Raw genomic sequence first — 13,161 nt, forward strand, 5'->3', positions numbered from 1 at the left:
GTTGACTGTCAACAGGAATACCTTATTAGTTTAATAGAGTAAACCGTGTCTTTGTCGGATCAATTGCAGGAATAATTGGCTCGATATTTCAATAAGCTCATCAGGAAAATCATAATCTGGGTTGTGCAATTGTGGATGAGCCTCACCACTGCCTATGCAAAATAAAGTCCCTGGCCATTGATGCAGAAATTCCCCAACATCTTCTGACCAGCGTAAAGGATGATCAATCTCATTTACTGAGTAATGAAGGGTATTGGCAGCAAGGCGAACAGAATCGGTTGTTTGTCGGTTGTTGATCGTTGCAGCAAAAGGTTCAATCCATTCAATATGAAGATCTAAGTGGTGTAACTCTGCTTGAACTTGAGCGTATTTTGTTAGCTCTTCTTGTATTTGTGCTAAAACCGTTTCATCGTCACTACGCAGTGTAGCCATTACTTGAGCCTTTCCTGGTGATGTACCGTAGCCTTCATTGCCTATTTTTACGTGAACTAAAGTAATTAAGTTGAAATTATCTTGGTAGCTTAGAGTGATTTTATCGAGATAATCCATAAGTCTATTCACTGCAGTGGCAGGGCTAATACCATGCTCTGGATACGCTGCATGAGAGGTTTTTCCATTAAAGGTGATGTTGACACCCGTTGAAGCACAAGCAAATACGTCATTTTTGATGACAACTTCACCAAGCGGGTATCCTGGTAAATTGTGATAAGCAAAAACAGCATCTGGTTTTATGTGTTGCATTCTTATATCTTGCAACATATTTTTTGCGCCAAGGCCAATTTCCTCTGCGGGTTGAAATAGTAGAATAACAGTCCCCGATGCTGGTGGATTATGGGCTAAAATATTCGCCAGTTGCAGTAAACTGGTTGTATGACCATCGTGCCCACACGCATGCATACAACCACTATGTCGAGAACCATGGCTATGATTGGGCTTCTCATTAATAGGAAGCGCATCAAAGTCGGCACGAAAGAGGGTCGTAGGGCCAGATTTTTCGCCGACAATTTCAACAATAATGCCATGACCACCAATATTAGTTTTTGGCGCTAAACCAAATTTTAGTAGTTGATCGGTAATTTCCGATGCAGTTTTATATTCGTTAAGAGAGAGTTCTGGATAACGATGAAGATGATGTCGAAAGCGGATTGGATTAAAGTCTTCTTGGCTCATAATAACGTTAAATCAATGGGTTTGGTTTTAACTCTACTCCGAAAATAGGCATCATTATGTGAGATGTTTCACGTGATCTTAGAAATGAGGCAGTTCCCTGTTATCAATCTTTGGTAAACTAGCCATAAAGAATAAACAAAGAATAATTTAATATGAATCGATTACTGTTTACTGCTGGATGTGTTTTTGTGACCGCAACAGTCAATGCCGATCCGATAAATTTGATTGAGCATTATCCTTTATCTATTCCTCAAGTTATGTCGACATTGCACAAGCAGGGCTATCAAGACTTTCGAAAAATTAAGATTGAACAAGATGAAAATGAATTGGAAGTGATTGCACATGAACCTGATGGTGATCGCGTAGAGATTACACTCGATCTGACTTCTGGAAAAATTATTGAGGTTGAATAGTCATTTTCAGTCCTAGCTTTAGAGAGTCCTTTTCTTGAGCTATTTATATTAGCTACTCTTTTATATTGTCTAGCCCTATTAATTTAAACTTATCGTTTTTTGCCTCTCTAAACCGTTTTTGTGATGGATATGATTAAGCTTGTATTCTTAAATATTCACAATTGATGTAATTTTTTTACAAATTTATTGCAAGTGGTTTTCAGCGTGTAAATTCAAACGAATATTGTCTATTGTTACAATAAAATTCATATTAACGAGATTTTGCTCATAACCATCCCTGTGGTGTCAAGGTTTTGACTGGTCTAAGCTCAAGATTAATCCTCTAAGGCAAAGAACAATATATGTGAACCTCTTCCACAAAAAATCCATTTGTTTTTCATTTGTTGCAGTTTGTCATACCGTAAGTAATCAAATTTATGTAATTTTCTATCATTTTTGTATCGTATAGGATTTCAAATTACTATGCAGCGTGTTATATATGATTGCGATTGCTTATATAACACGGAGGTAACATCATGGCTGGTGTATTAGGAATGATTTTAGCAGGTGGTGAAGGGTCAAGATTACGTCCCTTAACAGATACAAGAACAAAACCTGCGGTGCCATTTGGCGGTAGTTATCGCTTAATTGATTTTGCATTAAATAACTTCGTTAATGCAGATTTATTGAAAATTTATGTACTCACTCAGTTTAAATCTCAATCCTTATACCTTCATATGAAGAAAGGGTGGACAATTTCAGGAATTACCGATCGCTTTATTGATCCAGTACCAGCTCAAATGCGAATGGGTAAGCGCTGGTATGACGGTACTGCGGATGCGATTTATCAAAATATTCGCTTTATTGAAATGGAAGACCCGGATCAAGTATGTATTTTTGGTAGTGATCATATCTATAAAATGGATGTGAAGCAGATGCTAAACTTCCATAAAGAGAAACAAGCAGAACTGACAGTGTCTGCTTTACGAATGCCTCTGTCTCAAGCCAGTTCGTTTGGTGTTATTGAGGTCGACGAACATGGTTGCATGATCGGTTTTGAAGAAAAACCAGCCAATCCAAAGTCGATCCCTGGAGATCCAGAACACGCGTTGGTTTCCATGGGTAACTATGTTTTTGAGACTGCAACACTGCTTACTGAGCTTGAGGCAGATGCTATTGATGATTCTTCTAGCCATGATTTTGGCAAAGATATCATTCCAAAGCTCTTCCCCCAGGGTAAAGTGTTTGTTTACGATTTTAATAATAACATTATCCCTGGTGAAAAGAGCACTGGTTACTGGCGTGATGTTGGTACGATTGAAGCGTATTGGCAAGCTCACATGGATCTATTAGCAGAAGAACCCGCGTTCTCACTGTATAACTCCAAGTGGCAGTTACATACTTATTATCCGCCGCTACCACCGGCAACGATTATCGATAGTAAAGAGTGCAAAGTTGATATTAATAACTGCATGATTTCAGCGGGCAGTTATATTCATGGTGCAACGGTTCATAAATCGGTTCTAGGTTTCAAAACGAATATCGATACCTGTTCCATCATTACTGAATCAGTCATTCTAGGTGATGTGAAAATTGGAGCTAACTGTTCGATTCGCCGCGCTATTATTGATAAAAATGTTGAGATTGCACCAGGTACCATCATTGGTGAAAATTTAGAAGAAGATCGTAAGAAATATCATGTCTCAGACGAAGGCATTGTTGTGATTCCAAAAGGAGCAAAAATTGGTTTCTAAACGTAAGCCAGCAGGGAAAGCACTTAAGATCCTTTTTGTTGCGTCAGAAGTGGATGGCTTAGTTAAAACTGGAGGCTTGGCAGATGTTGCCAAGTCTTTACCTGCGACTCTAAAATCTATGGGGCATGATGTGCGTATCGTGCTGCCTTTTTATCAAACTATCAAACATTCAGACGAAGCAACTGAGTGTGCCAAATTAAAACTTCACGTTGAAACTCAACCTGAGCCGGTATTTTATCGTGTGATGGATATGAATGTGGCAGGAGTTCCTGTTTGGGCTTTAGATGTGCCTCATTATTTTGCTCGTCCTGAGATCTACGCAGAAAATAATGTTGAATATGCTGACAACGGTGAGCGATTTTCATTTCTAGCTGCAGGGGCATTAGATTGTTGCCAGCAGCTAGGTTTTCAACCGGATGTTGTTCATTGTAACGATTGGCACACCGGGCTAATTCCGTTTCTGCTAAAAACGCGTTATCGTCAAAGTGATTTTTTTGCGAATACACGCAGTGTGATCTCCATTCATAATGCTGTATTCAAAGGTGTTTATAACTACGATCAGTTCAGCTTGATCCCTGAGCTTATTCAACATCGTTACCTAAACTTAGAGCAAGATCGCGCTCATATATCAATGTTGAAAGCTGGTGTTGCGTATGCTGATCGCATCAATGCTGTAAGTCCTAATTACGCCACGGAACTACTGACTGATTTAGGTTCTCATGGTATGGGATGGGAGTTCCAGCAACGTGCTCGCGATCTTTTCGGTATCGTAAATGGTTGTGATTATGATGATTGGAATCCAGAAACCGATGGCTTTATTAAGCAGAAGTACAAAGCCAATAAAGTGAGTTTGGTTCGTGGTAAAAAAGCTTGTAAGCGCGATTTACAACAGCAAGTTGGCTTACCTGAAGATGATGTGCCTGTTTATGGGATGGTATGTCGCCTAACTGAGCAAAAGGGTATCCATTATCTTGTTCCAATTTTGCAAGACTTTTTGCTCAATGAGGTTCAAGTGGTGATCGTGGGAACCGGTGACCCAAGGTTAGCTGAACAGCTTCGTCAAATTAGTCTAGCAAATCCAACTAAATGCGTTTTTGTTGAAGCTTACAGCAATCCACTTGCGCACTGTGTAGAAGCTGGATCCGATTTCTTTATGATGCCATCTGAGTTTGAGCCTTGTGGTTTAAATCAAATGTACAGTTTAGCGTATGGTACATTACCGATTGTGCGTGCTGTTGGTGGCCTAAAAGATACGGTTATTGATTACGATGCGACACCAAAATTTGCAACTGGCTTTATTTTTACACAACCGACACCAGAAGCATTATTGATTAAACTCCAGCGTAGTTTGCTGCTTTATTGCCAGCAACCACAGGAGATTAAACGTCTACAACAAAATGCGCTAGCGTGTAAGTTCAGTTGGCAAGAATCGGCACAACAATATTTGGATATGTACCGCTCTATGTGGGCTAAGCAGTCCGAAACGAAAATGGAACAAGAAGCTTAAATGAATAAAGTTATGACCTTTGACTTCAGATCATAACAATAAAAATGCCGAGATACGATAAGGCCTGTGGTGATGAACACTACAGGCTTTTTTTGTAGGCCTACAAACTGTGATTATTTGTCAAAAAATCATTATTTTATACTGATTATTAACTGTGAGATGCCCTTCGTCACAAAATGTAGTGGTCGCGACTTTTTACTATGTTGGCAGTTTTTAAGTTCAAATCTATTCTAGGTTTATAAGGAATGAGCCATGCAATTTAAATTGTCCCCGCTATCTAAAATCCTTGTTTCAATTTTGACGACAGTGACCATGATGGGATGTAATGATTCAGATTCAACCGTTGATAGTAAAGATGGGTACTTTGATACTACAAATCCCCAAAATATTATTATTAAATTGCCGCCAACGGATGGGCTAACAGCCAAACTCAATAGTGCTGGGGAAGTCAGTGAACCCGTTAAAGCCAAAGATGGTGAAGCGGTTGTGTATTATGTGACTAAACCAGATCAGATACGCAGTAATCAGTTTGCCAATTACAGCTTACACATTTGGAATAATGATCAATGTGATAGAGCTGCTGATGATATGGTCAATGGCGCGTGGGATAACACGCAGAATACTCCAACAGGAATTGATAATTTAGGGCCTTATTGGAAGATTAATTTAAAAGGCGGTAAGAGTCATTGCATTAACTTTATTGTACGAGATGATAAATTGTCCAATGTGTTAGGTGGTGATGCTCAATTGGATTTTAACCAAATATCTGATCGAACAGCTTCCTATCTTTCTGGCGATACTAAAGCCAAAGATTCTCGCGAAGAAGCTTTTGTGGCGATGTCTGGTGTAGCGAATGCAGAAGCGCATTTAATTGGAGCTAAGACTTTAGTATGGAATGGTGCTGCCAACGCAGATCAAGTGCGGCTTTACGTTTCGTTAAAAGGGGACATTGAGCCTAATAAGAACTACCAATATACCAATGAGTATATTCTACTTGAGCCAACTCAGCTTACTGCCCAACAAGAAAGTCGTTTCCCATATCTTGCTGGCCAACAAGCTTATGCCATTCCTGCTGATGTTGATATGCGCTCTATTGTAAAAGCAGAAACCGTTGCTTTAGCTGTTGATAAACAAGGAACTGTTCTTGCGGGAACCAAAGTACAAACGGCTGGTATACTTGATCAATTGTTTGCGCCAAAAGCACAGTCTGAACCGTTGGGCTCAATGCTGGTCGATAATGACGTACAGTTTAAGGTGTGGGCCCCGACTGCACAAAATGTTGTATTGATCTTATTTGGTGACAACAAAAAAGAACTTGGTCGTTTGCAGATGGACTATAACGCTCAATCTGGTGTTTGGACATCATTAACAGACAAAGCCAAAGATGGTACCTATTATCGTTATTTGATTGATGTATTTCATCCAGTATCAGGCCAAGTTGAGCAATACCAAGTCACAGACCCATATTCTTTGAGTTTGGCGATGAACTCCAAATATAGTCAAGTGGTCAATCTTGATGATCCAAACCTAAAGCCAGATGGATGGGATGAGTTGGCTCGACCAAGAGATCAATCAAACCCTGCTACTTTTGTTATTTATGAAGCTCATGTACGCGATTTCAGCGCTCATGATGAATCAACAAAACCTGAGTATCGTGGTAAGTTTAAAGCCTTTACCCAGTCTGCTTCTGTACCTGTTAATCATCTAAAAAAATTGAGCAAAAATGGAGTAACACACTTACACTTGCTACCCATTTTTGATATCGCCACTATTGATGAAGACACACAGCAAGTAGCCAATATCGAACAGCCATTCTCTACCTTGTGCGCTATTAATCCGGAGGTTTCTCAGTCTACATTCAGCGCAGATTGTCAGAGTAATTTGACTATCGCAGAAGTTTTAGAGCGAGAACAAAGTAGTGACAGTGCTGAAAATCCAAAAGTACAAGAGCTAAATCGTCTGATCTCTGCAACAGATAGCTTCAACTGGGGATACGACCCATTTCATTACACCGTACCTGAAGGCTCTTATGCAATAAATGCAGAAGGGAAAAGCCGTATTTTAGAAATGCGTGAAATGGTTCAGGCTGTTAAGCAAGATATCAATATGAATGTAGTAATGGATGTTGTTTATAACCATACTAATTCTGCAGGTCCTCTGAGTGATACTTCTGTTTTAGATAAAATTGTTCCTTGGTATTACAACCGACTAAATCCATTAACTGGAGCGGTAGAAAACTCTACATGCTGCTCTAATACAGCACCAGAACATGCCATGATGGCAAAGCTTATTAAAGACTCGTTAGTGGTTTGGTCTCGTGATTATAAAATTGATGCTTTTCGTTTTGATTTGATGGGGCATCACCCATTATCCCAAATTCAAGATGCATTACAGGCTGTTCAACATGTTGATCCACAAACCTATTTTTATGGTGAAGGTTGGAATTTTGGTGAAGTGGAAAATGACAAATTATTTGTTCAAGCTACACAACCTAACTTAGCTGGAACAGGTATCGGTAGTTTTTCTGATCGACTTCGTGATGCTGTTCGTGGTGGCGGTCCATTTGATGGTGGGAATGCATTGCGAGAAAATCAAGGATTTGGCAATGGTGCTTATGTTCAACCAAATGAAATAAGTACAACATCCAAAGAAAGTGCACTACATGCTACAGATTTAGTGCGGTTAGGTATGGCAGGGAACCTAAAAGCGTTTAAGTTTGAAAATGCGCAAGGAGCCATTATTCGAGGAGATCAGTTGGATTATAATGGTCAACCAGCTGGTTACGCGAAAGATCCTACAGAAATTCAAAACTACGTATCTAAACATGACAACCAAACATTATGGGATAACCAACAGTATAAGATCCCGTATGATGTCTCAGGAGAACAGCGAGTTCGAATGCAGGCTGTTTCTTTAGCCACAGCAATGTTAGGACAAGGCGTACCATTTACTCATATGGGATCAGAATTACTACGATCTAAATCAATGCAACGAGACTCTTATGATTCTGGAGATTGGTTCAATAAAGTCGATTTCACATTGCAAGATAATAACTGGAATAAAGGATTACCTCGCAAAGATAAAGACGGTGATAATTATTCTATTATTGAGCAAGTGATTTATGGTAGTGGCGCTCATGCTCAGCCAAGCTCTAAAGAAATGCAGCAAATGGTGGATTACTATCTCGATCTTGTTCATTTACGTCAAAGCTATCCTCTCATTACTTTAGGTACAGGAACTGAAGTGATAAAACGCGTAGCCTTTCATAATACGGGAGTCGATCGGCAACCAGGGTTAATTATTATGAGTATCAATAACGGCCAAGGTTTACAAGATATCGATTCAACGCTTGATGCTATAGTTATTGCGATTAATGCAACGCCAGAAATAAAGACATTTGATATTAGTTTTTCAGGTTTTGAATTGAGCAATCAATACCGTTCTGATTTAGCAAAGGGGGCAAAAGTGGATGGAAATCTATTAACGATTCCTGCATGGACGCCAGCAGTTTTTGTGATGCCTCGTACTAATGAGCGTTCACAAGGACTTCCTGTTTCCCACTAATACATTAGATAGAAAAGCTCTTTATCTTACGATTATAACGAGGTAAAGGGCTTTGCTTTAGGTATGTTGTATGAAAATAAATCTCTTAATAGTTCTTATTTCAGCGCTATCTAGTAGTGCTGTTATTGCTAATCCATCACTTACTATTTCAACTTCGACAACCAGCCGAGATTACCCATTATCCGATCTTCAGAGTTTAGTTATTCCTTTGGTGAAAGGGGAATACCAATTAAAAATTGAAGGTATAAATAAAGATTGTCAGTCACCGATTGTGAAAAAAATAAGATTTAATCAACCGTTGAATTTAAATTGTAGTAAACCAACCGTACTTCCTATTAAAATTCGATTTAGTGGTGATTATGCTTTTGAATATGATGGAAAGAAACAGACGGTATTAATTAAACGTGCACCTAAAAAACAGACACACAGTGTATTTAAACGACCAATCCCCCAAATAGACTGCGAGCAATATCATGGCGGTTTGGTCACGCTTGATTTGGCCAATACATATCCGGATGGAACTCAATTACGAGAAGTGTTTACGCAACAAAATGTGGTGGTGAATAATGGTAAGGTTCGACTCACGCCTTCAATAAATAGTGCTGGATTAGTGTTGTTAGAGCCGCTTACACAAGTAGAACCAAAACCTTCTTTTAACTATCGTAATGCTAATATTTACTTTGTGATGTTGGATCGCTTTAATAATGGTGACACTCGTAATGATAACAGCTATGGCCGTCACAAAGATGGCAAGCAGGAGATAGGTACCTTTCACGGTGGTGATATACAAGGTGTTATTGATAAACTGGATTATATTCAGAGCCTTGGAACCAATGTTATTTGGTTATCTCCCATAGTTGAACAAGTACATGGCTTTGTCGGTGGTGGAGACAGCGGTTCTTTCCCTTTTTATGCCTATCACGGTTATTGGACTCGAGATTTTACTAAGATCGATGCTAATTTAGGTAATGAAGCTGAGTTAAGAGAGCTTGTGAGTCAGGCCCATCAGCGAGGCATCAAAGTACTGTTAGACGCCGTTATTAATCATGCAGGGTATGCAACACTTGCTGATTTGCAATTCGATGATATTCAAGTTGTAAATCGCGAGCAAGTTCCAAAGCAGTGGGCCGATTGGCAACCGAAAGCAGGTCAGAGTTGGCACAGTTATAATTCGTTAATCAATTATCAAAGCAAAGAGTGGCAACAGTGGTGGGGTAAAGATTGGGTTCGTGCAGGATTACCTGATTATTTGGCTCCGGGTAGTGATGATATTACGATGACGCTTGCTGGCTTACCGGATTTTCTTACCGAATCAGAGAAAGTTGTTACACCTCCTCAGTGGTTATTGGACAATCCTGATACACAAGTAAAAGCAAAACCAAATTACACCGTGAGTGATTATCTTATTGAGTGGCAAACCGATTGGGTTAAACGATTTGGCATTGATGGTTTTCGTGTTGATACTGTAAAACACGTTGATGGTGAGGTGTGGCAAAGATTGAAGCTACAAGCTGGTGAAAAATTACAGCAATGGCGGCAACTGCATAATAGTAAAAATAATGAACCATTTTGGATGATGGGAGAGGTGTGGGGTCATGGCGCTTATCGTAGCCCTTATTATAATGATGGTTTCGATGCGCTGATTAATTTTGACCTGCAGAAAAAAATGGATCAAGCTGCAGTTTGCTTCTCACAAATGAAACCTGTGTATCAAGATTATAACCAGCAGTTAAAAAAATCTGCAGACTTTAATATGACCAGTTACATATCCTCTCATGATACTGAGTTATTTTTTAGCCGTTATCGATCTTTTGAGATGCAAAAAAGTGCCGCAAATGCTCTGTTACTTAGCCCTGGAGCGGTTCAAGTCTTCTATGGTGATGAGATCGGTCGAGATTTAGGGCCTTATGCTGATGATTTTCATCAAGGGACCCGTTCTGATATGGTGTGGAAACTTAATGATGAGCAACAAGCGTTATTACAACATTGGCGGACAGTCGGGCAATTTAGGCAACGACATCCAGCCGTTGGTGCAGGCGTTCATCAAGAGCTTACTCAGCAACAGGGTTATGCTTTTTCTCGTCAATTAGGCACTGATAAAGTGGTAGTTGCATTTGTTGGTAATCCTAAGAAGTAAGGCTGCTTGATATATCCATAGTCAATGCACATAGATAGAAATAGATTATTATTGATATTTAAAAATTGAGCCACATTATGTTATGCTCTGTGGCTCAAATATACTAAGTAAAACGTAATATTATATAAATGTTGAATTGATATTAGGGTTAATCTAACCAACTTAGAAAAACCATACCATCACATCTATCGCCAATTTGAGTTTTGACTTTATTATATTCTTTACCTAAACGGTCAAAGAAGAAATTTACTTCGAATAAGTAATTATCTCCTTGTATATTGTAACAACGTAAAGAGGTATTATGTGGTAGAAGGTTATAAATTTCATTAACGTCGACAGAGTTATTTTTATTTCTTTGTGCTAAAATTTTTATTTTTTCATAATGATTTGATATTTTAGGTAAATAAACATTGGCTAGTTCAAAATAGTCTTTTTGATTAAGTCCTGAGCATGTTCCATGTTTTTTCCATTCATGAGACCAAAGAGTTACATTTTTAGGGTAAGATCGTTGCATACTTATATCATTATCAAGAAATGAAATTGTTTCTTTTGAAATATCACAATCCTTTGTTGATGTACAACCTTCTGAGTGGTAACAATTGGATGGATGATAATTTAATATGTTATCATTATCGATAGTAGCGTGATAATAGGGCCATATACCATGAAGTTTAAAGTCATTAACACAATTTTCATCGTTTTTTAATTGACGTATATTACAAAATGTTGGCATCCAGGTCATGGCAACAACATTTGTATTATATAGACCACTTGGGGCATTTTTTACTGAGACTTCAAATGAATCTTCAGCATATGTAATGTTAGCAAATGTTAAACATAAGACTATGATCGTTTTTTTCATTTTTTTTCCATAGTAATAATATAAGAGATGAAAAGGAGATAGCTTTGATTTAATCTCCTTTTTATGAATATATAGTTTCTATAAACCTAAGATATTATTTTTCAAATAGATATTTTTCTATAGAGTATGAATTATCAATTCCTTGGTATAATCGTTTATTTTTTGGTGTTTCGGTTAGCAAAGTAGTATTGAACCCAACAGTATTCCATAATGATTGTAGAGCCCAGTCTTGGTTAGATAACCCTTCAGTAAAAGCGTCTCCAATACCTATCGGAGTAATTAGTGTTTGCCCAACTAATGCTCTTCCTTGTTCGTTATTACCATTTACTAGCTTTACTCCCCACGGAGCATTAAACATTACCGCAACTTTATTATGGTTATACTCAGTTGTCCCCATATATAAACCAATATGACTTGTTGATGTTTTGCTATTACCAAAGCTAACTAAAGTCATAAATGGAATAAGTTGTATTGCCCCCTCTTGTTCAACAAGCAGTTCTTTTCGCTGCTCTTCACTTTGGCCATACATACTGTATATTTGGCCAGCGTAATTTGCTTGATAAAATGATGAACGAGGTAGCCAAATACCAAATGTGCTGAATAACCTTTTTAATAAACCAGAACAATCATTATTGAAATCCATTCCCCCCCATCCATATGGCATTCCTATGTAGTTATTTATTTGGTGTGCAAAATTTTTGTAACTAGGTGTCATTGGCCAAGTTGTAAATTTGAGATTTTTACTATTAACTGTTAATAAAGTTGCTGTACCATTTTTGTCTTTCACCGGAATTTTTAATTTGCCTTTATGTCCTGGTAATATTGATCCCGCTTCCAATATTTTATTATTAATATCATATTTTTCTATGGGTAAATCTTGTTTTCTTACTGTTGGAGTAACTAGTCTATATCGTTTCCATTGCGTTATAAAGCTTTCGTCAACATTTGCGATACTCGAAGTTGGTACCCATCCTAAGGTGCCTTGTCCTTTAATTAAGGTCCATTTCTTATCTGTTGACATATGGATTAGCATTATTGGTGTACCAGTCCATAAAGCTGAAAGTTGTATGTAGTCGAATGGATAACCTTCTCCTGGAATTGTAAAATTATTATAAAATGCATCAGATGTAGGTAATGATCGAACTTGGGCGTTATTAACGACAATTCCTCTACATGAATGATTGTCACAAGGGATATTGGGAAATGACTTTAAATTCATATTTTCAGAAATAAAGTTAACCCAGTTACTTGTATGGGGTAGATAGTTTTTATCATATCCTGATCTTTCTTTATAATAACGAATAGTATCATTTTCTAATTTTAATATGTTGTTTTTTGTTTGTGTATTATTGGGAACATAATAAAAATCATTTTGGTTGGCATCATCTGACCATTGAAAATAATATTGCGTATTAAAATATTCATTCATTTGTCTGATTGTGTATTTATCTATAATATTTTTATCTAAATCCTTATGTGAAATGTAATGAAATGCATCTTGAGTTATTTCAATAGGAATTGTTATGTTGTTTCCATTTGCATAACTATAGTTGGTTAATAATGCTAATAGCATTAAATGTTTATTTATATTCATGAATTTCCCTTTATCTACGTGAGAATACTAATTCTATCTTTGGATAATATCTCTTATTAGGTAAAGCAATATTGAGATTGATATTGCCATAAATTGATATTTTTACTTAAATATATTGTTAATTACTATTATGAGAGGTTTTATTTGAGTTTATTATGTAATAATAGTTTAATCATATTCC

The 13,161-nt window shown here is 37.6% G+C and carries 8 protein-coding genes; 5 read left to right on the forward strand and 3 right to left on the reverse strand.

All coding sequences use genetic code 11. The features are described 5' to 3' along the window. Positions 1-30: 30 nt before the first annotated feature. Entirely contained in the window at positions 31-1,170 is a 1,140-nt protein-coding gene (locus CTN07_RS14550; protein WP_005305342.1) for an amidohydrolase, read from the reverse strand. A gap of 152 nt (positions 1,171-1,322) precedes the next feature. Between CTN07_RS14550 and CTN07_RS14555 the strand changes: the two genes are divergently transcribed. From CTN07_RS14555 to CTN07_RS14575, 5 genes are all read left to right on the forward strand, one after another. After that, positions 1,323-1,583: a PepSY domain-containing protein gene (locus CTN07_RS14555; RefSeq protein WP_036765724.1), complete on the forward strand. Its 261-nt coding sequence runs from the start codon at positions 1,323-1,325 to the stop codon at positions 1,581-1,583. Positions 1,584-2,098: 515 nt separating this feature from the next. After that, complete coding sequence (glgC, locus tag CTN07_RS14560; RefSeq protein ID WP_005305340.1) at positions 2,099-3,316, forward strand: glucose-1-phosphate adenylyltransferase; 1,218 nt, start codon at positions 2,099-2,101, stop codon at positions 3,314-3,316. Further along, positions 3,306-4,823: a glycogen synthase GlgA gene (gene glgA / locus CTN07_RS14565; protein WP_005305337.1), complete on the forward strand. Its 1,518-nt coding sequence runs from the start codon at positions 3,306-3,308 to the stop codon at positions 4,821-4,823. The genes glgC and glgA overlap by 11 nt, the downstream gene beginning before the upstream one ends. Before the next feature lie 252 nt (positions 4,824-5,075). Beyond that, complete coding sequence (pulA, locus tag CTN07_RS14570; protein ID WP_005305334.1) at positions 5,076-8,387, forward strand: pullulanase-type alpha-1,6-glucosidase; 3,312 nt, start codon at positions 5,076-5,078, stop codon at positions 8,385-8,387. 70 nt (positions 8,388-8,457) lie between these two features. Then, positions 8,458-10,524: an alpha-amylase gene (locus tag CTN07_RS14575; protein ID WP_005305332.1), complete on the forward strand. Its 2,067-nt coding sequence runs from the start codon at positions 8,458-8,460 to the stop codon at positions 10,522-10,524. A 148-nt stretch (positions 10,525-10,672) separates the two neighbouring features. On the opposite strand, the gene CTN07_RS14580 is transcribed toward CTN07_RS14575, so the two are convergent. Further along, positions 10,673-11,386: a ribonuclease T2 family protein gene (locus CTN07_RS14580; RefSeq protein WP_005305331.1), complete on the reverse strand. Its 714-nt coding sequence runs from the start codon at positions 11,384-11,386 to the stop codon at positions 10,673-10,675. A gap of 94 nt (positions 11,387-11,480) precedes the next feature. After that, positions 11,481-12,980 (reverse strand): C40 family peptidase, encoded by a 1,500-nt coding sequence (locus CTN07_RS14585; protein WP_005305328.1) that lies wholly within the window; start codon positions 12,978-12,980, stop codon positions 11,481-11,483. Between the last annotated feature and the right edge of the window lie 181 nt (positions 12,981-13,161).

This window comes from Photobacterium damselae, from assembly GCF_003026815.1.
In the GTDB taxonomy this organism is placed as follows: domain Bacteria; phylum Pseudomonadota; class Gammaproteobacteria; order Enterobacterales; family Vibrionaceae; genus Photobacterium; species Photobacterium damselae.

Bases quoted from the DNA above. Each gene is read 5' to 3' on its own strand.
- CTN07_RS14550 (WP_005305342.1), bottom strand. From the start codon at position 1,170: ATGAGCCAAGAAGACTTTAATCCAATCCGCTTTCGACATCATCTTCAT.
- glgC (WP_005305340.1), top strand. From the start codon at position 2,099: ATGGCTGGTGTATTAGGAATGATTTTAGCAGGTGGTGAAGGGTCAAGA.
- pulA (WP_005305334.1), top strand. From the start codon at position 5,076: ATGCAATTTAAATTGTCCCCGCTATCTAAAATCCTTGTTTCAATTTTG.
- CTN07_RS14575 (WP_005305332.1), top strand. From the start codon at position 8,458: ATGAAAATAAATCTCTTAATAGTTCTTATTTCAGCGCTATCTAGTAGT.
- CTN07_RS14555 (WP_036765724.1), top strand. From the start codon at position 1,323: ATGAATCGATTACTGTTTACTGCTGGATGTGTTTTTGTGACCGCAACA.
- CTN07_RS14580 (WP_005305331.1), bottom strand. From the start codon at position 11,386: ATGAAAAAAACGATCATAGTCTTATGTTTAACATTTGCTAACATTACA.
- CTN07_RS14585 (WP_005305328.1), bottom strand. From the start codon at position 12,980: ATGAATATAAATAAACATTTAATGCTATTAGCATTATTAACCAACTAT.